Below are 18249 nucleotides of genomic sequence, written 5' to 3'. Positions count from 1 at the left end.
ATAAGGCATAAACACTTAGCTAGCTTGCAGCAGAGCAACAAATGCATGTCGAAATGCACGCGCATCAACAAGTGCATGATGGGCTGGCCATTCAGGTGTGAATGAATTGTAGAGTGCCCGCTGAAAAATCGGATTGCCAATGAATTCACTGGTGAGCATCTGCTTCTCGCCAACGTTTTTAGGGGGCTGATCATATTCATCCCCTAAAAAAGCATCGGCCAGCAGTTCCCAATCCGCAAAGTAATCGAACATCAGCGTGGCCGGCTCAGGGAGTTCTTCAAACCAAGCCCGAAGCCGTTGCGTGAGCTCAGTTCGATTACATGTAGCGCCTTCAATGCGCCCAAGCAACGGTAGTACCGCTTCCCGTACAAAGTCGCTGCAATCTTCTGCGCGATAGTCATTGCGCTCGGCATAGAACTCCCGACCATCTTCACTCACCAGCGCAATACTGATCAGATCGATTTGCACGAAATCAGTAAATTCAGTATCGACAAATACGCGCATCAGTCGGCCTTTCAGACAGTGATCATGACTTTAGATCCTACTACAAGCGCGCGAAGTTGGTCCGGCCTCTGTGCTGCAACTACTTAGCCAACACTCCATTCCAGCTTGTGTCGAGCGCACCTTCACAGTTGCTCCGCTTACCAGTGAATTTATTGCCATCAAACACCAGACGAACCGATCCCCAGTAATAACCTGTTGCGGCTTTATCAAAGGTGAGTAGCGAGTTGCAGCGGCCATGGTCAGAGCGATGATCCATGTATTTACCGGTCAGAACATTGCCATTCATTTCACCGACGATCTGCACCCAATAATTGGTGTTGTTACCCTCTGTGACCTTGGCGACGACGGTATTGCCAGTTTGCACAAAGGTCAAATTAGCTTGAGTGGGGCGATTGTTGATATTTACGGTGGTAAGCCAGTTGGTGCTTACACTTTTGGGCTGGCTTTGACACGCGCTGAGTAACACGCACGCTGAAACAGCAATGATGCCCATTTGTTTAGTGGTTAAAAGCATGGTTGTTCCTAGTATTTGATCGATGGTAATTTGATCTTGATGCCGCCGAGATTAAGCATCTCGCCATCTGCTTTCGACTCTTGGCCTGCACCTTCGCCGATCTGATAAGTACTCGATCCCGATTGCGACGTAGATGGCGTTTTACCCCAATTACTTAAATCAGCTTGTTGCGTGAAAACGCTGCCTTTAGCGACAGATTGAGAATTTGCTCCCATCACTTTGGCCCACTCGGCTGCAGTGGGGGCAGGTTTGAGCGTCAAGTTGCCATCCCAGCCCGTATCATCAACTAAGCGCGGGAAAGTAAACGCAGTTGCCGTCATGCCCATCAGAATGTGAGCTTGTGCGGCGGTTTTAAGTGGAGAGCATGTCGGAGATGGTTGCTGTAGCAAACTAGGCTGTCGAGTTTGCATAAACGCATCCCAATTATTCCAACCGCGCGCATCACACCAGAGTGATCGCACGATCTGTCGGCTTGTTGGGCTAGGATCCATCACGTCGAGACTGCTTGGCACCAAGTAAGTGGTGGTATTCAAGCCTTTGGCCGTTTTGAGCTGACCTTGGAACACTTTGCACCATGGGCAGTCATAAGCACCGAAATACACTACTTTGCGTTGGCCGGCACCGATCTTTTTCTCAACCAGCTCATCAAAGCGAATATTGGCGCGTAAAGCATTGCGCAGTTCATCTGGATTTTCGATAGCGGGTGCACCGCTGCGGGTATAGAGCCAATTCTTACCCAGAGTAGGGCTAAAAATCGTCGCATTTTCGTTCACCAAAATGACATCACGTTCATCATCTGGTCGAGTCCAAATGGCATAGATTCCTTTGACCAACGTTTCGGTCGCGATTTTATTTTTAGTCATCGCGCGTTTTGAGCTTGGTAGCGTGGCCGTAAAAGCAATCAATGCCTCATCAGGTGTTGCTGCAACTAATACGTGCGAATATATGAGCGCCGAAAATAATACTGTAAATTTAATTTTCATAAATCTCCCTAGCAGTAGCCCAATATTAATATCTAACTTTACTTCCTATGATTAAAAAATACTCCTAGCAGAGTTTCTTCCAGAGAGGAGAAATTTTCTCTTCACGTCCATTCTGCGGCCATACGAAATAGTCACCATTGAAGAATTGGATTTTGAAATAACCAACTCCTAAAAAATTTGTTTCCCAAATTGATTCGACAATCTGAAAATTCCATACTCTCTCTGTTTGTTGAGAATCATGAATCAAGAACATAATTTCAGCGTCGACAGCACATAATTTCAAATCGGACAAAAGTTCAACGACATCAGACACCTGCGAAATAAGCTGTGTACGAATCAGCTTATTAGTCTGATTTTTTTCATCAGGTATGGTTACTAGAAAAAAAGGGAACTTCGCGATTAGCTCTACAGAGGTAAAGCAACGACTATCACTGCCAGCGACAGAGGTCCCTAGCGGGCAATAATTTACTTCTCTTACTAAAAACATGAGTTGCACCAAAATGTAAACTATAGCATGTGGTACTATAGTTTACGCAATGGCTATATCACAGTTCATTTTTGGAGATGATCTGTGGATACAACAGCTGCATTTGCGATGGCCTTGAAATCCATTCGGAAAGCAAAAAAGATGAGTCAAGAAGACCTACAAGATGTTTGCTCGAGGGTTTACATCTCACAACTGGAACGCGGCTTGAAAAATCCAACTTTGGCGATGATTGAGGGCTTAGCAGAGCAAATGCAGGTACAGCCGTTAACGCTAATGCTCAAAGCTTATTCACTTAAGCACCCGCATTTATCACCAGAGCAGTTGATGCAAATTTCAATTGAAGAACTAAAACAGATTGAGTAGCTGGAGTGATGTAGGTGGTTTAGCAGATGTTATTCTTAACAAAAAGCATTCTACGGCCTTATAACTGCTATTTGCTGTGGGCGAAGATACTAGCTGGCTAGGTTCGCCATATGTATTTTTCAAATCGGAAGCCCATGTTCAATGGAGCACAGAACTCGCTCTACTAACTGCTCACCATAGGCAGTATCAAGCATTGAAAGCGGCGTCGCCTGATCAAGCGATGTATGAGGGTGCGTGAGCCAGCGCCCAGCAGAAACTGAATCGCCAAAAATTTCAGAAGTGTGCTGGCCAACCCGAACCAGACGCAGCAAACGCTCGCTAATGTCTGGATCCAGCTTGCTTTTGCGCTTAACTACTTTCAGCAAAGCACGTGAGTTCAGGCCAAGCATACTAGCAAGATCGATCGGATCGAGTTGAAACTGGCTTATTAAGTTATCCACCTCATCAGCACTAAGTCCAGCCCTAATCTCTGAAATTTTCTCAGCTACCGAGCAATTCAAATAATCGATCGTAATTGACATGTGGTTACCTCTGAATAATGGGGCAAAAACAACGCGTGTTTTTTACTTATTATGGCCATAAAGCAGCCACTAATTAGCATTGCGCTACTTATCCACTTGCGTCATGTGCATTTACTTGAAGTCATACTTACTCATTTGAGTGAGCAACTGCCCTAATAAAGGTGTTGACGGGTCATTTGCACAAAACAAGTGCGGCCCCAAGGGGTAACGATCGCAAAAACTGGCTAGAGAGACAAGATCCATGGGCTTGGGAAAATGCCTTAGCACTTGTTCGGCACGCTTTCGAAGCTCTTCAGGTACATCAGCGTTTGATTTGATGTCATGAAGCAACTGTATCGCACTGAGTGTAGCAAGGGTACGTTCGGTTGATGTCGTCATGATGTTAACTCTATCAATTTAATCATCGAGACCAATCGGATAGGAACTTTTGTCTCGCCAATTACCACTTAACCAATCGATCCAATCTGCAGCGAAAGCACAGCTTGAAAATCCTTGGATACATGGACAAGCAGACCCACGAATTGCATTTTGAAATTGGCTGCGCCATGGCTCTGGCACATCATTGAGTGAGATGAAATGTGGCTTTCCCAAGCTATCACAATGCAGAGGAACTCGCGCGCGAAGCTCATCAAGATTCATATTATTACATTCAGAAAATGCATGAGATTTAAACCGAGCCAACACTTCAATATAGCATCTACACAAAAAGACCGATTGATATATCAGCGGCTACCAAATAACAATGCGATTGATTTTCCACTCAAACCATCCTTCACGTACTAACACCAAACCAGAATCTACCCCCGCTCGACTGAACAACTTTACTTTCATATGTTGGCTATCGATGTACTCACAGCGTAACAGTAACCCCAACAAAGAAAGCCCCTCCGAGCTTCCCCGCTCCTGCTGTGCAATCAAGGCATTGATCAATTTTTCTGGGGTAAGCGGTAAAGTTAGCCCGAGAGGTAACAGTGAAAAGTTAAGATTTATGTTTTCTAACCAATTGTTATTCGTCTGAACTGTTGAGATTTTATCCAACTGTACATTGTTAAGTTCAGGAACTAGTTTTTTACTAACAGCACGTGCATCGATCGAACCTGCATTAATTGAAAAATGACCGTTAACCAGTTGGTTGATCTGTTCATCGTTCATGTTTGGGTTGTTTCGCTTAACCTGAGCTCTAACCTTGTCTTGTACGGCAAGCAAGGATTGCTGAAATTTAGCTAGTTGCTGCCCTAGCGCAGCTAGATTGACGTGCTTAATGACTGCCTCAGCATCTTTATTTTGAATGGCAGAGCCAACTTGGATCATCATCCAATATGGAGAAAGCACATATATAAAGCCAAAGACAGCGTAAAAAACACAAAGGACAAAAACACGCATCAAGTACTCACTATTTAACTTATTGAGCTGTGTATTCAAATCTCAGCGATCAATCATTGATTTTTGGTTTCGTATAGCCATAGGGCAAGCCAAATAAAATATGCTGGCGTACAGCTTCAAACAATGGATACCCTCGGGCTTGCCCCACCGCAATTACGTGAAGCGCATTTGTTTTAAACTTCATAAAATGACTAGGGTCTGCTCCGATACTTTGCTGCTCCAGACTTACATACAGTCGACTGCCAGTAATTTGATTATTTTGTCCTTGTAACACGATCCAAAATGAAATAATCACGCCACTCCACACCATAAAAGATAAGGTGGGAGCAACCTGGTATGTGTTGCCGGATTTATTCATTTTTCCTACCAACAATGCAATCCGTTCAGTTAATGGTTTGCTCAGCAACATAATCAGCTTGGCAAAATGTGCGATTGCCCCCATCAGAGAGAAGAAAAGAGCGAGCGCGGGGACTACAGTTTTTCGAATAGCTTGCTGCCCAACCTCATAATACTGAGCTTGAAATTCGAATTGAGCCGTTGGAGATTGGTATTTGGCTACTTCATCTTTCGTAATTTTTTTTACAAGCGGAAAATAGTAGTTTGTGGTGAAATCTTTTTCATCTTTGTAGTCACTTCGTACCTGGATACTCTCAGGCAACATCAGCTTCTCACGCAACCCCCTTTGACTAGACTTCAAAGCGACAAAACCCTCAAAGGACAAACCTGGCTTCACTCGCTCACCTTGAATGTCTATCCCATTTGGTGAGCGGATTTGATTTTCAATTTCTTGTGCAATTGCCAGATTAAACATAGCTCGGCTAGAGGGATCCCAACTAGGCAAAAATGTGGGTAAATCTTTATTTAGTGATGTAGCCACACGGGATTTATAGCGCTGAGGAATCGCTTCTGGCTCCCAGTTGTGATTTTTCCTTAATTTCTCCCGGTACTCATTCCAGCGTGGCTCAGCTTGCTTCTTTGCTTCAGCATTAAGATCAAACCAAGCCTTACCTTTTTGATATAGCTGCCATTTTTTTTCAATTTCGCCCATAGCTACTAGATACTGACTGCTATAGACGACTTTGGGAGAGCCCAGCTTTTCTTTTACTCGATCTTCGATCATCTGCTGTTTTACTGCGTCAATTTTCTTCTCTAGTTGATCTACTGTCATTGCCATGAACGGAAATAGCGCAAGGAATGCTTTACCTTCTGCTTGGCTAAAAATAGTTGAATCGTTGTTCAAGGCAGCAAGCTCAACCTCTCCTTTGACTAGGCCTTGCTGGATTAAAACCGTTTGTAAAGCTAATCTCCGCTGCTCAGCACTCTGCGTATTGACCACTTGCTCGACCAAGATCTGTAACGCAAAGAACGCCGTGATCACCGTTGAAAAGACCGCTAGGCCTATCAAAGGGGGACAAGTAAATCGTTTCTTTTGATCGAAGCAATATGCGAGTAACAATGAAGATGGAACTAAAAGCCAGTTAACTGACCAGTTATTGCGAATTGCAGCAACACAAAAAGGTGAAAAAAGTAGTACCAAAACAAGTAGGTACTTGTCTTTGAGCGAAAAGAGGTAATAGATAAATATGAGTAGTGGCAAGAATAGCCACATCGCGAACCAGTCGTTATGTTTAGCAAAAAACAAAAGCACAAAGCTCGCAAGTAATGCAGACATTACCTGGGTCAAAAGCTCTAAGTCTCTATGTCGTGGATTTTGAGCGTCAAGAGTTTGCTGCTTGAGTAACTCGGAATACAAAGCTCCAAATACAAATAAGGCTGCAGCGCAACCAGATAAGAAGCGTCCATAAAGTTCGATATTTTCGATATTTTCTAAAGTTGCGTCCCCTCCCACAAGATCTAATAATCTGGCATTAAACCCAAGCTCAAACATCAGGTAAGTAATAGTCAGGCCAATTAAAAACAATATTCGGGGTAGCGGTGTAAGCTGTTGTATTTTCATTATTTACTGTCTTTGGTCAGATCAATACGACGAACAGGTTTTTCTTCACTTTCAGAAAATACAATTGGCTTCCTAGTTGGCACGGGCGCATTTTTATTGCCATAAGTGCCAGTTGGATTTGGTGGCGTTGTTGGAGGAGTGAGCGTTACATTTGGCCTTGAGCTTGATTTAGTTGTTACCGTTACATTACTAACTGGTGTCGCCTTGATAGTTTGCGCGGGGGTCAATGTAGGTACTGAAGGCTCCCGTTGATTGTTAGGTTGGCCACTACTCTTAGCTTTAGTCGCTGGTGTTGCTCCTCCCGGTTGCGGTGTTACTTTTACAGGTGGTGTTACTTCTGGCGCCAAATCAATAATTGCTTTAAACAACTGTTCATCTCGATAGGTATAGCGTATCAATCGCGGATTTTTACTGCTCCCGGCTGGAAATGAATAAATCATTTCTTCATCATTACCTGAAATCAATGGTTTATCTGAGCAGTTACCGATCGACCAATTCTCCACACTACTTCCCGCTATAGCGAAAAGTTGATAGCTGTAACTGCATTTCGTATCTTCAGCTTCTATCAGCAAGACAGTTCGCTGACCAATAATCTTCTGCTGTATTAGTTTTACTTTTCGCGCAGAACCCAAGCTAACCACTTGAAAATTGCCAATTTTCATTGAGTAACGATTATCTAGGTCTTTCCGTATTACCCCTTGGCCGCCGTCAGCAGTATTAAATTTTGCAACCTCAGTCCCAAATATAGCGGCGGAATCAGCCTGAATTCGAATGTTTTTTCCGCTCTGTTGGATTGCACAAGCAGATAAGATGAACAAGCTTACAACTACGGGGATAGATTTAAGTTTGATACGCATAGAAAAGTTGGGAGTGAAAAGCTAAGTACACAGATTTTAGCTCAACACTAGTCGTAATAATAATGAAAGATATGTCGAGCCACTTTTTGTCAACGTATTCACAAATGTCTGGGGCTCGGATGCTGAGAGGGCTTTATGGTCAGACCAAAGCCCTGGGCGATAATGCATGAGTAACTCTCTTAGAATCCCAATCTGTAAAATAACCATCACTTACGGCAAGTAAACGTTTTTTGTTTGTAATGTTTGGTGCAAAATTAAGCATTGGCTACTCCTACGAAGTTAATCGCTTAATGTCAGTTCCAAACCCTAAAGCACTGATCTTTGATCTGGAGGTCATACCAGGCATAAATAACGCACCAGATAAAATCATCAAAATTGGAGCTTTGCGCCCGGACATTAATGAGTCCTTGGAACTGAAGGTTTCCGCAAAAAATCTCGCCGCTGCATTGCAAGAGTTGGATCGACTTTCGGTTGGTGCTAGCTTTGTGATGGGACACAATATACTTGAACATGATTTACCCATTTTGAGGGCCATAGCCCCCGAACTGGCGTTATTGAATCTACCGGTAATTGATACTCTGCGACTATCACCCTTAGCCTTCCCACAAAACCCCTATCATCGCCTCATCAAGAATTACAAACTCATTCGAGACAGTATTAACTCACCCCTTGCTGATTGCCATGCAACGTTGACTTTGTTTAATGATCAGCGCCAGGCATTTGAAAAGCTAAATGAAATTTCCAAGGAAGAGTTACGTGTTTACCATGCCTTAATTGCAGCTCAACCAGGGCCCGGATTAGGTAATTACATGCTCTCGCAAACACATCAGAAAGCACCCGATCTTGATGAGTTAAGAGCAATGATTCCGGAACTCTTACGTGAAAACGACCCTACTTTGGCTCGAGATTTAAAAGTCTGCCGACAACGGTTATCAAGACTAGTAAACGATGATCTAAGTAATCCAGCAATGTATTGGCCTATTGCATACTCGATTGCATGGTTGCGAGTATCTGGTGGCAACTCCGTCTTGGCGCCGTGGGTCCGCTATCAATTCCCTGAAGTCACCGCCCTGCTTATAGATCTGCGTGATAAACCCTGTGGTGACCCCAAGTGCCAATACTGCAGTACGACGCACAATCCAGAGCATGAATTGAAGCGATACTTTGGCTATGACTCATTTCGTCCTGTACCAAAAAATCAAACCGGCGAAAGTTTGCAACGAGACATCGTCTTGGCAGGGATGAGAGGTGAACATGTTCTGGCCATTCTTCCTACGGGTGGAGGCAAATCACTTTGCTATCAAATCCCGGCATTAAACCGCTTCCATCGTAATGGCGGTTTAACAGTAATCATTTCCCCGCTGCAATCCTTAATGAAGGATCAAGTGGATGGCATGGTGGCGAATAATATTCAAAGTGCAGCTACGCTCAATGGCATGCTCACAATGCCTGAACGTGCAGATACGCTTGAAAAAATTCAGATGGGTGATGTCGGTATTCTGCTTGTTTCCCCTGAGCAGTTCCGAAACAAAGCATTTCGCAGTGCGATCGAGCATCGCCAGATCAATGCTTGGATTTTTGATGAGGCTCACTGTCTGTCTAAATGGGGGAATGATTTCAGGCCAGATTATCTGTATGCATCCCGTTTTATTCGCGATTTCAGTGGTACACATCCGATTTCACCGATCGGCTGCTTTACTGCCACAGCCAAGCTAGAAGTACTGGATGACATCAATGAGCATTTCAAACGTGAACTTAATGTTGAATTAACACCTTTCAAAGGTGGCCACGAACGTACTAATCTCGACTTCGAAGTGATGCCAAGCAGCAAGGGCGAAAAATGGCATCGAACACACCAATTACTCAAGGCAGAACTCGAACACACAAAAGGTGGAGCGGTCGTATTTGTTGCGAGCAGGAAGTCTGCAGAGGAGCTGGCTGAGTTTTTGAAGAAACAAAGTTGGGCATGCCAGCATTTTCATGCGGGCATTCCTCCTCAGCTAAAAAAAGATATCCAAGATGAATTTATTCAAGGTGAGTTACGTGTCATTGTCGCAACCAATGCTTTCGGCATGGGGGTTGATAAATCGGATATTCGTATTGTCATTCATGCAGAAATTCCTGGCTCATTGGAAAATTACTTACAGGAAGCAGGACGGGCGGGTAGAGATCAAGAGCACGCACGTTGTGTGCTGCTTTATGACCCGTCTGACATTGAGACCCAATTTCGCTTAAGCGAGCGCTCTCGGCTAACTAAAAATGATATCGAGCAGATACTAAAAAAACTGCGAAATGCGGCGAAACGCCGTCATGATGGTCAGCTCATTATCACAGCGGGGGAGATATTGAATGATCAATACGTTCATACCAGCTTTGAAGCGGATGATCGCGATGCAGAAACAAAAGTAGCAACTGCGGTAGCGTGGCTAGAACGCGCTCACTTTCTTCAGCGTAATGAAAATAACACCCAAGTTTTTCCTGCAAAGCTAAAACACCAAACCGTAGAAGAAGCTATTGCAACCCTGAAGTCAGCAGAATTACCCGAACGTAGAAAGCAAGAATACACCTCAATTCTCTCAATACTGTATGACGCAAAAGCGGATGATCGTGTTAGTACAGATCAGTTGATGCTGCATACAGGTTTGACTCAGGATGAAGTCACCGCTATTTTGCGCCAGCTAGAAAATATGGGCTTATTGATCAACGACACCCAAATCACGCTGTACTTGAGGGTGGGGATTGCAGGAGCATCGGACAGTAGGTTGAAAAATTCAATTTCCCTTGAGGTGGCGTTATTTGCCGAGCTTCGAGAATGGGCAACGGATGCAGATCAAGGTGAATGGCAAGATATTAATCTTCCGGCATTAACGACAAAACTAAGTGCCGTTTTACAGCGGCAAGTTCTACCGCTGCAAGTATCTCAGTTACTTCAAACGTTATCTCAAGATACCGATGAGGAAGGTCGTCATCGAGGTAGTTTCGACATCCGTCAACACAGTCGCGATCAGCTCAAGATTTGCATAAAGGGCAAGAACAGAACTTGGTCGGACATCGAAGAAATGGCGGAGAAACGCCGTGTCATAGCTCAAAAAATACTTGAATTTTTGCTTGGTAAGTTGCCTGCAGGTACGAAAGGGAGCGACAAACTCGTTGAAACCACGCTTGGTGAATTGGTAGATGTGATCACGCTTGATCTTGAGCTATCAACTCTAACTCGTCCTGAAAAACGTATCGCGGCCATTCAACATGTATTGCTGTATTTGCACCACGAAGACGTACTTGTCCTGAATCACGGCATGACAGTCATGCGTCGAGCCATGACGATCAAAATCAATGATGAACAACTTCGTCGCTACCAGAAGGATGATTATCAACCACTGGAAGAGCACTACTCAGAAAAGCGTGTTCAAGTCCATGTGATGCGCGAATATGCCGAAGTCGCAATCAAGGAAATGGCCGATGCAATCAAATTAGTCATGGACTATTTCACCTTACCCAAGCGTGACTTCATCAAACGCTATTTTGGCCATAAGAAAGAGATTCTCGAGTTAGCGACCAGCGAGTCTTCGTTTAGAAAAATCGTCGATCCATTGAGCCGCTCGCAACATCCAATTGTGACTGACGAGAATGACACTAACCGCCTCGTGTTGGCAGGTCCTGGCTCAGGAAAGACTAGGGTGATCGTTCATCGCGTAGCCTTTCTGCTTAGAGTCAAACGCATTCCAGCTAGTAGCATTATTGTACTTACCTTCAATAGACATGCTGCGAATGAGATTCGCAAACGCTTGTACGCCCTCGTTGGAAGCGATGCTTTTGGCCTCACTGTTTTGACTTATCACGCGATGGCGATGCGCCTGATGGGCATCAGTTTCGGGGGGCGAAATGACGTTGCCGAGACTGAAATTGAGCAGGTACTCCACAACGCTGTTTTGCTTTTAGAGGGCAAACTCAATGCAGAGGGCGAGGATGAGCTTCGCGATAAACTACTCGAAGGCTATCGCTATATCATGGTCGATGAATATCAGGATATTGACGATTGGCAGTATCGCCTCGTTTCTGCATTAGCTGGCCGGTTATCATCAGAAGATGGCAAGCTAACCATTTTGGCCGTTGGAGACGACGATCAGAACGTATATTCTTGGCGCGAAACTAGTAATTTATACATTGAACAGTTCTGCAATGATTATCAGGCAGAGCAGCGGTTCCTCGTTGAAAACTATCGCTCGACAAGAAACATCATTGACGCTGCGAACTCAGTGATTGTCGCAAACGAAGGACGCCTTAAGAGTGAGCATCCGATTCGGATTGATGACAATCGCGCAGCGGATCTTCTTGGAGGACGCTGGCAAGAGATTGATGGCGAAAGGCGCGGCCAGGTACTTCGCTTGCGTATTTCGGGGCACGATCGAGAGCATGGAAATATTCAATGCCAAGCAGCGATCTCGGAATTGCGTCGTTTAATTCAACTCGAAGAAGGTAGCAACTGGAGCGATTGCGCAATCCTTGCTAGAACCAATCATTATCTATTGCCATTTCAAGCATGGAGCGAGCAAAACCATATTCCGTACATTATGGCGGCGGATAAAGAACGCCAAATTCCAATTACTCGCCAACAAGATTTTGTGCGGGCCCTTGATGCTGTTCGCCAGCTACAGCAAAAAGAAATCACTATTACAGATGCGTTCCGCATCATGCTTGAGCGATGCACTGAGCCAGATTGGATAGATTACTTTACGAAAGCGAGCGAACAACTGACTGCTGAGTTTGGCGACTGCCAACTCTCGATTGAGATGCTGGTTGATTGGCTCTATGACTATGCACGAGAAACAAAGCGCAGTAATTCGGGGCTCTATTTAGGAACGGTACATTCAGCCAAAGGACTCGAGTTCAAGCATGTTGTTGTACTCGATGGTGGTTGGAATAAAGAAACTGAAGATGAAAGACGGCTCTACTATGTAGGCATGACCCGTGCCCAACAAACGCTGACTCTGTGTGAATTCGCAGATAAAAAGCATTTATTCAGCAAACTGCTAGACCGCACTACTTGCATGATGCGAGAAGCACGGGAGTATAAAATTGATCCACAACTCAATATGCGCTACCACTCGTTGTCCTTACGAGAAATTGATTTGGGATATGCCGGTAGAAAACCTTCTACACATGATATTCACCAACAAATAGCTGCGTTGAAATATGGTGATCGACTTGCTGTTCGGCAGCTAGTTGATGGTCGATATGAGTTTCTTGATCAATTTGAACAAGTTGTTGGTCGCACAGCCCAGAAATTTAGTCTTCAGCAAGAATGTGATTTTGCCGAAGTGAATGCCATTGTCGTGATGGATAAGCTGGCTCAAAAGGAAGAATATCAAGCCAGTTGCAAAATGGATCAATGGGCGGTCGTTGTACCTCGCATCGTAGGAAGTTCGAATAAGCTTGAGATCCCAACGCCTAACAATGCCTTTGCAGCAGAGTATTAATATCGGCTGCCTTAGCTTTTTGTAGTCGTTGCAACAAGGCTGTTGTTATTACTTTGCCAGCAGCTCTGTGCCTTAAATCCTCAATTATTCGCATAAATAAATTTGCGGTAACTTCGGTATCAACTAGTGCACGGTGATAAGCACCACCCGAAGAAATGTTAAGTTCTGCTGCTAGTGTGGCAAGTTTATGATTCGGCATATGCGGATACAATCGTCGAGCCAGCAATAAGGTACAGCATGCGCTACTCGGAAATTGTAGGCCTAACCTTGATCCTTCAAATTGCAAAAATTTCATATCGAATGACGCATTGTGCGCAACAAAAACGGCATCTGAAGTTCGAGCATGAACTTCCCGCATCACCTGTGCCACCGGTGGAGCACTTTTGACCATAGCATTGGTAATACCGGTTATCTGGGTAATTTCGGTTGGAATCCGTACACCTGCATTTATCAAGCTCTGGTATCTGTCGATGACTTGTCCGTTGTGTAAAATCACCACGGCGACTTCGGTTACCCGAGCGCCCATATTCGGACTTAGGCCCGTTGTTTCAAAATCTAGCACCGCATATTTGTTATTCATAGTGATGTGCTCAATGTGCTAGAGCTAAGATGTAATTTTGGGAAATGGGGACAAAATCTTTGCTTTTGACCCAAGCAGAGCCATCTGCTTGAAGTGCTAATGAATAAGCCCAGTGGGCAATTGATTTACTCGCCTGCGCATCAAAAACAATACCGGCCTCATGAGAAATTTCTTGCAAAGCATCTTGTTTCTTTTGTTTGCGGTTGAGCCAGTTTTCTAGATGTTGAATTGAAGCTAGATTGTCGGATTTACTCCGGTTGCAGCTGGCATGGGCGAGCACAAAATTATCGCCAAGATCCCTTGGATAAGCTGAAAAGGGAATGAAGTGATCAACGTCATTACTTTGCATCGTCTCACCGCAATAGAAGCAATGATGCCCATCGAGTTTTTTTAGTAGTCTGCCCAGCGTGGTTAAATTGGTTCGTGCGGATTCGAACATAAATGATTCAAGATCACCGGCTTGACCCACAATTGCTTGGTTATCTTTATGACCTTTAATATATTCGACCCAGCGGGCACGTGCTAGTTGTTGAATTAGTCCTTGGAACGTCCGCAGGCAATACACAACGCCAGGTAGCAGCATGATCTGCCCTTTTTGACGTGCATAAATGAACGAGTGATTTACACCCCCGTAGTTCTGCAAGAAATTAAGCGGCTGCGCAGAAACTACAATGGCAACCCGTCCTTGTAACTCACGATATTCGTTGTGATCTTTGGCTGCCCTCAGCGGACTAGTACTTAGAGAATAGCTTTTTTTGAAACTTAAAATGGCATTTACAATCGCCGCTTGTGTGCCGTGATTCTGGACAAGAATGCCAGGCTTCGTTTCTGGCAAGCCTGAAACATATTGCACAGTTTGCTTCCAGTACAGCTCGATAAATTTATCCGCTATCTGTCGGTTTGATACGAGCAGTTCGCGCCCATCTTGGACATCACTTTCAACCGCAATCTCAGTCAGCGCGATCAATAGCGCGTACTTGTAGGTTGCCGAGAATTCACCCTCAGCAAATAAGCGCTGGATTTTGGCGATAAAGTCTAGTTGCTGCTGAGCCGTTGGAATGGCTGTCATCGAGCCGTCCAGTAATCTGCTTTTTCTGGAATTACATACCGCACTCCACCGCGTGGATCGGCCATATCACCATCGAAACGCGGTATTAAATGAATATGCAAATGCGGCACTGTTTGCCCTGCAGCAGAACCATCATTGATTCCAATATTGTATGCGTTTGGTTTGAAATCTTGATCCAGCACCAATTTAGCCTTGTCGAGTAGTTCGAGTAAATCATCGCGCTCTTGTCGGCTTAGTTCGAAAAACGAACCAATGTGTCGGTGCGAAATAATCAGCGTATGACCTGGAGATACCGGAAAGCCATCACGAATAACATAGCCCGAATCATTGCGTTCTATGATGCGCTCGTTTGGGATTGTACAAAATGGACAGCTCATTTTTGTCCTATAGATTATTGGTTTTATACCGCTACTGATTAATAGTACGTCTCCCATTCCAGTCAGGATTAAGTGTTTTCACTATGTTATCTTCAAGCCCTGCGGCTAGATCCAACACAAAACCACCATAACTCATATCAGGAGCAGCAAAAACGTATATTTCCACGCGTTTACACGCGGCCAACGCATCGGCAATTCTGGCACTGTTCCGCACGTTAGTCACTTGCGTACTATTAAGTCGTCCTTCTGCATTTCGATAATTTGCCATCCGTTCATTCAGTTCACGAGATGTTTTTCCGACATACATAACCTTTTCATCAATTACAAATGCATAAAGAGCCCTGACATGCTCACCATGCATACTGAAACTAGCTTTGAGTTTTCCATGGCTATCTCGCACCCATTCACCAGCTTTTACAAAGCCTGCAGCCTTTAGTTTATTTAGTTCGCTCATATACCATTTGCCTAATACTGATTAGTTATTTTGTATTGAACCCGCTATGTATGGTTTGATTTACTCGTTGCCATACAACGATCAAGGCACATTTTTCCTGTATCCATGTACATTCCACTAGAGCTTCGTGTCACTTGATCAAAAGTTCGGCCTTGTTTCACCGCAGCAAAAAGCACTACTTGAAACACAATCGTTATGCGATTCTTTAAAACAGCCCCCCTATTTCAGGTCGATTACGTTGAATCGGCTTTGCGGTGGTTTGCATTTGATCTGCAGGCAGATGGTTGAGAAAAGCACGTGCAAGCTCTGTATTTGTGCAATCCAACCAAGCATCGTAGTCACGCTCAGGGATGATGACTAAGCCCCGTTTTTCATCGTTGGGTTTGTGCATTCGCTTCATCAGCGGGTGATTGTCAGCATTGATGGTGATTTGCGTGAACGAGTGACTCCGTTGGCCGTTTTCTTCTTCCCACGAGCGCCAAATACCGGCCACCGCAAAGGGTTCTCCGCTGGCGAGGCTGATTTGATGGCGTACTGCTTTACCTGACTCGTAGCAAGGCTCGAAAAAACCCAGCATCGGCACTAAACACAGTTGGCTGCTGTGCCATGCGCCGCGATAGCTTTTCAATTCGCCAATCGTTTCTGCGCGCGCATTCATCGTGCTGTAGCGCGTGCCCTTGGGTAGTTTGCATTGCGGTAAGAAGCCATAATTGGCAACAATGGCTTGGCGTGCAATATCGCCCGCGACCAAGATGGGGGCTTGATAGTCTTGCCACACTTCAGCAGGCCAGTCCTCATCTGGTGGCGCTGCTTCAAAGCGAGCCAACAGAGTTTGCTTCGGGATGGATAAATAATTAACACACATCGCAAAAAGAGAACGATCGTTCTATAATGGTCTGATTCCAGTTCAGATAAGGATACTGCGATGACGAGTTTTTTGCAGGGGCCATTTCCAGCAGATCCCAATCCAATGGCACATTACCTGCCATGGATCGGTGAATCTGTACCAGCAGGGTTTCCCTCCCCGGCGGCCGATTGGGTTGAAGATCGGGTCGATCTCAACCAGCACTTGATTGAACATCCCGATGCGACGTTTTACTTCACGGTATCGGGCGACAGTATGGTCAGCCATCTTTCGGAGCGTACCATTCCCAATGGGGCAACCTTGGTGGTGGATCGGGCGATTCAAGCCAAACACAATGACATTGTGGTGGCGGCGATCGATGGCGACTTTACCGTGAAGCGCTTATTTCAGCGCGGCAAACATTTAGCTTTGGTGGCAGAAAATCCCGACTACCCGCCGATTGTGCTCGGTGATGAGCAAGAGCTGGCGGTATGGGGTGTAGTGATTGCGTGGATTGTGCGCCCGAAATGATTGCGCTGATTGATGTAAACAACTTCTATGTGAGTTGCCAGCGGGTGTTCGAACCCAAGCTAGAAGGCAAACCCATGGTCGTGCTATCGAATAATGATGGCTGTGTGATTTCACGCTCGGCTGAAGCTAAAGCACTGGGCGTCAAGATGGGCACACCTTGGCATCAATTGCGCGAGTTTGCCAAAGAAACAGGCTTGATTGCCTACAGCAGCAACTATGCCTTGTATGCCGATATGAGTAATCGCGTGATGCGGGTGCTCGGTACTTTTAGCCCACATCAGGAAGTGTATTCAATCGATGAATGTTTCTTGGGTTTGAATGGCATCGGCGGAGATCACACTGAACTCGGTCAAACCCTCAAACAAACCGTGATGCAGTGGACGGGTTTACCCGTCTGCGTCGGCATTGCGCCGACCAAAACGCTCGCCAAACTGGCCAACCACATCGCAAAAAAACGCCCTGGCTTTGCTGGCGTCTGCGAATGGGCCAAGTTCAGCCCTGCGCAGCAATTACAAATTATGCGAGAAATCGAAGTCGGCGAAGTTTGGGGTGTAGGGCGTAAACTCTCGCAAAGGTTAAATCAGCAAGGGATCTACAGTGCCGCTGATTTAGCCCAAGCCAATTCAGAGCAGATTCGTGCGCGCTATAGCGTGGTACTACAACGTACCGTAGAAGAACTGAATGGCCATCCCTGCATTCAGATCGAAGAAATGCAGCCAGATAAGCAGCAAATCTTATGCTCCCGCTCATTTGGTCAGCCGATCTATACCGAGCAACAATTGGCCGAAGCAATTAGTACCTATATCGCCCGAGCCGCTGAAAAGCTAAGAATGCAAAAGTCGGTAGCCGCCAGCTTGAGTATCTTTATTCGCACCAATCCATTTCGACCGCAAGACCCGCAATACAGTCGGCACGTGATGCTGCCTTTGTCACAACCGAGTGATGACACTTTAAAGCTAACCCAAGTGGCCTTATGGATGTTGGCACGCATTTACCGACCTGGCTTTAGCTATGCCAAAGCAGGTGTAATGCTCAGTGACCTTCAACCCAATACGGCAATCCAAGGACATCTGTTTTTGCAAACTGCTGATCCTATTAAACGAGCTGAACTTAATGCCACCATGGATGAGATTAATCGGCGCTGGGGTCGAGGCAGCATTCATCTCGCCAGCGCTGGCGCTAACCATGCTTGGAAAATGAAGCAAAATAGTCTGTCACCGTTTTGGACCACAAGATGGACAGATATTCCGATAGCCAAATAATGCAATAACGCCGAACATGACCTGATTTGCCATTGCATTTGTAGCAACACAATATGAAACACTCTGCACAGCCAAACCTTAAAGAC

18 protein-coding genes are annotated in these 18249 nt (G+C 45.2%); 4 read left to right on the top strand and 14 right to left on the bottom strand.

Translation table 11 applies throughout. The annotated features are described in order from the left end of the window. Positions 1-15: 15 nt before the first annotated feature. The 4 genes from HQ393_RS15785 to HQ393_RS15770 all read right to left on the bottom strand — a co-directional run bounded on the left by HQ393_RS15785 (position 16) and on the right by HQ393_RS15770 (position 2488). On the bottom strand, positions 16-504 hold the full coding sequence (locus tag HQ393_RS15785; protein WP_179356448.1) for a 3'-5' exoribonuclease: 489 nt from the start codon (positions 502-504) through the stop codon (positions 16-18). Positions 505-583: 79 nt separating this feature from the next. Beyond that, positions 584-1018 (bottom strand): hypothetical protein, encoded by a 435-nt coding sequence (locus HQ393_RS15780; protein WP_179356446.1) that lies wholly within the window; start codon positions 1016-1018, stop codon positions 584-586. Positions 1019-1026: 8 nt separating this feature from the next. Then, positions 1027-2001, bottom strand: coding sequence for a thioredoxin domain-containing protein (locus HQ393_RS15775; RefSeq protein WP_179356445.1), 975 nt, complete (start codon positions 1999-2001; stop codon positions 1027-1029). Between the two features lie 64 nt (positions 2002-2065). After that, positions 2066-2488, bottom strand: coding sequence for a hypothetical protein (locus HQ393_RS15770; protein ID WP_179356443.1), 423 nt, complete (start codon positions 2486-2488; stop codon positions 2066-2068). An 84-nt stretch (positions 2489-2572) separates the two neighbouring features. Here HQ393_RS15770 and HQ393_RS15765 point away from each other — a divergent pair, with 84 nt between their 5' ends. Next, on the top strand, positions 2573-2851 hold the full coding sequence (locus HQ393_RS15765; protein ID WP_218871213.1) for a helix-turn-helix domain-containing protein: 279 nt from the start codon (positions 2573-2575) through the stop codon (positions 2849-2851). A gap of 119 nt (positions 2852-2970) precedes the next feature. Here HQ393_RS15765 and HQ393_RS15760 read toward each other — a convergent pair whose 3' ends face one another. From HQ393_RS15760 to HQ393_RS15740, 5 genes are all read right to left on the bottom strand, one after another. Next, on the bottom strand, positions 2971-3372 hold the full coding sequence (locus HQ393_RS15760; protein ID WP_179356441.1) for an Xre family toxin-antitoxin system antitoxin: 402 nt from the start codon (positions 3370-3372) through the stop codon (positions 2971-2973). 111 nt (positions 3373-3483) lie between these two features. Beyond that, on the bottom strand, positions 3484-3750 hold the full coding sequence (locus HQ393_RS15755) for a BPSL0761 family protein (RefSeq protein ID WP_179356439.1): 267 nt from the start codon (positions 3748-3750) through the stop codon (positions 3484-3486). A 351-nt stretch (positions 3751-4101) separates the two neighbouring features. After that, positions 4102-4755: a DUF2939 domain-containing protein gene (locus tag HQ393_RS15750; RefSeq protein WP_179356437.1), complete on the bottom strand. Its 654-nt coding sequence runs from the start codon at positions 4753-4755 to the stop codon at positions 4102-4104. A gap of 49 nt (positions 4756-4804) precedes the next feature. After that, on the bottom strand, positions 4805-6712 hold the full coding sequence (locus tag HQ393_RS15745; RefSeq protein WP_179356436.1) for a hypothetical protein: 1908 nt from the start codon (positions 6710-6712) through the stop codon (positions 4805-4807). Next, on the bottom strand, positions 6712-7569 hold the full coding sequence (locus tag HQ393_RS15740) for a hypothetical protein (protein ID WP_179356434.1): 858 nt from the start codon (positions 7567-7569) through the stop codon (positions 6712-6714). The genes HQ393_RS15745 and HQ393_RS15740 overlap by 1 nt, the downstream gene beginning before the upstream one ends. Before the next feature lie 239 nt (positions 7570-7808). On the opposite strand from HQ393_RS15740, the gene HQ393_RS15735 reads away from it, so the two are divergent. Beyond that, on the top strand, positions 7809-13046 hold the full coding sequence (locus HQ393_RS15735) for a RecQ family ATP-dependent DNA helicase (RefSeq protein ID WP_246308016.1): 5238 nt from the start codon (positions 7809-7811) through the stop codon (positions 13044-13046). On the opposite strand, the gene HQ393_RS15730 is transcribed toward HQ393_RS15735, so the two are convergent. The 5 genes from HQ393_RS15730 to HQ393_RS15710 all read right to left on the bottom strand — a co-directional run bounded on the left by HQ393_RS15730 (position 13018) and on the right by HQ393_RS15710 (position 16391). Next, entirely contained in the window at positions 13018-13626 is a 609-nt protein-coding gene (locus HQ393_RS15730) for a 3'-5' exonuclease (protein WP_179356432.1), read from the bottom strand. The two genes, HQ393_RS15735 and HQ393_RS15730, sit on opposite strands and share 29 nt — an antisense overlap. Before the next feature lie 10 nt (positions 13627-13636). After that, positions 13637-14695 carry an HNH endonuclease gene (locus HQ393_RS15725; RefSeq protein WP_179356430.1) on the bottom strand — a complete coding sequence of 353 codons (1059 nt, stop codon included), beginning with the start codon at positions 14693-14695 and terminating at the stop codon, positions 13637-13639. Then, positions 14692-15072 (bottom strand): HIT family protein, encoded by a 381-nt coding sequence (locus HQ393_RS15720; RefSeq protein WP_179356422.1) that lies wholly within the window; start codon positions 15070-15072, stop codon positions 14692-14694. The genes HQ393_RS15725 and HQ393_RS15720 overlap by 4 nt, the downstream gene beginning before the upstream one ends. A 31-nt stretch (positions 15073-15103) precedes the next feature. Then, positions 15104-15526, bottom strand: coding sequence for a GIY-YIG nuclease family protein (locus HQ393_RS15715; RefSeq protein WP_179356420.1), 423 nt, complete (start codon positions 15524-15526; stop codon positions 15104-15106). A 205-nt stretch (positions 15527-15731) separates the two neighbouring features. Next, positions 15732-16391 (bottom strand): SOS response-associated peptidase, encoded by a 660-nt coding sequence (locus HQ393_RS15710; RefSeq protein ID WP_179356418.1) that lies wholly within the window; start codon positions 16389-16391, stop codon positions 15732-15734. Positions 16392-16451: 60 nt separating this feature from the next. On the opposite strand from HQ393_RS15710, the gene HQ393_RS15705 reads away from it, so the two are divergent. Further along, positions 16452-16901 carry a LexA family protein gene (locus tag HQ393_RS15705; RefSeq protein WP_179356416.1) on the top strand — a complete coding sequence of 150 codons (450 nt, stop codon included), beginning with the start codon at positions 16452-16454 and terminating at the stop codon, positions 16899-16901. Beyond that, positions 16898-18163 (top strand): Y-family DNA polymerase, encoded by a 1266-nt coding sequence (locus HQ393_RS15700; protein WP_179356415.1) that lies wholly within the window; start codon positions 16898-16900, stop codon positions 18161-18163. Before HQ393_RS15705 ends, HQ393_RS15700 begins: the two co-directional genes overlap by 4 nt. The last annotated feature ends 86 nt before the right edge of the window (positions 18164-18249 follow it).

The sequence above is a fragment of the Chitinibacter bivalviorum genome (assembly GCF_013403565.1).
GTDB classification, from domain to species: domain Bacteria; phylum Pseudomonadota; class Gammaproteobacteria; order Burkholderiales; family Chitinibacteraceae; genus Chitinibacter; species Chitinibacter bivalviorum.
Note: the sequence above shows the minus strand (reverse complement) of the source record. Positions and strands in the feature narration are given on the sequence as shown.

Coding starts and splice junctions, on each gene's coding strand:
- HQ393_RS15715 (WP_179356420.1), bottom strand. CDS start 15,526: ATGAGCGAACTAAATAAACTAAAGGCTGCAGGCTTTGTAAAAGCTGGT.
- HQ393_RS15730 (WP_179356432.1), bottom strand. CDS start 13,626: ATGAATAACAAATATGCGGTGCTAGATTTTGAAACAACGGGCCTAAGT.
- HQ393_RS15785 (WP_179356448.1), bottom strand. CDS start 504: ATGCGCGTATTTGTCGATACTGAATTTACTGATTTCGTGCAAATCGAT.
- HQ393_RS15775 (WP_179356445.1), bottom strand. CDS start 2,001: ATGAAAATTAAATTTACAGTATTATTTTCGGCGCTCATATATTCGCAC.
- HQ393_RS15710 (WP_179356418.1), bottom strand. CDS start 16,391: ATGTGTGTTAATTATTTATCCATCCCGAAGCAAACTCTGTTGGCTCGC.
- HQ393_RS15735 (WP_246308016.1), top strand. CDS start 7,809: ATGTTTGGTGCAAAATTAAGCATTGGCTACTCCTACGAAGTTAATCGC.
- HQ393_RS15725 (WP_179356430.1), bottom strand. CDS start 14,695: ATGACAGCCATTCCAACGGCTCAGCAGCAACTAGACTTTATCGCCAAA.
- HQ393_RS15745 (WP_179356436.1), bottom strand. CDS start 6,712: ATGAAAATACAACAGCTTACACCGCTACCCCGAATATTGTTTTTAATT.
- HQ393_RS15780 (WP_179356446.1), bottom strand. CDS start 1,018: ATGCTTTTAACCACTAAACAAATGGGCATCATTGCTGTTTCAGCGTGC.
- HQ393_RS15750 (WP_179356437.1), bottom strand. CDS start 4,755: ATGCGTGTTTTTGTCCTTTGTGTTTTTTACGCTGTCTTTGGCTTTATA.
- HQ393_RS15755 (WP_179356439.1), bottom strand. CDS start 3,750: ATGACGACATCAACCGAACGTACCCTTGCTACACTCAGTGCGATACAG.
- HQ393_RS15740 (WP_179356434.1), bottom strand. CDS start 7,569: ATGCGTATCAAACTTAAATCTATCCCCGTAGTTGTAAGCTTGTTCATC.
- HQ393_RS15705 (WP_179356416.1), top strand. CDS start 16,452: ATGACGAGTTTTTTGCAGGGGCCATTTCCAGCAGATCCCAATCCAATG.
- HQ393_RS15770 (WP_179356443.1), bottom strand. CDS start 2,488: ATGTTTTTAGTAAGAGAAGTAAATTATTGCCCGCTAGGGACCTCTGTC.
- HQ393_RS15720 (WP_179356422.1), bottom strand. CDS start 15,072: ATGAGCTGTCCATTTTGTACAATCCCAAACGAGCGCATCATAGAACGC.
- HQ393_RS15760 (WP_179356441.1), bottom strand. CDS start 3,372: ATGTCAATTACGATCGATTATTTGAATTGCTCGGTAGCTGAGAAAATT.
- HQ393_RS15700 (WP_179356415.1), top strand. CDS start 16,898: ATGATTGCGCTGATTGATGTAAACAACTTCTATGTGAGTTGCCAGCGG.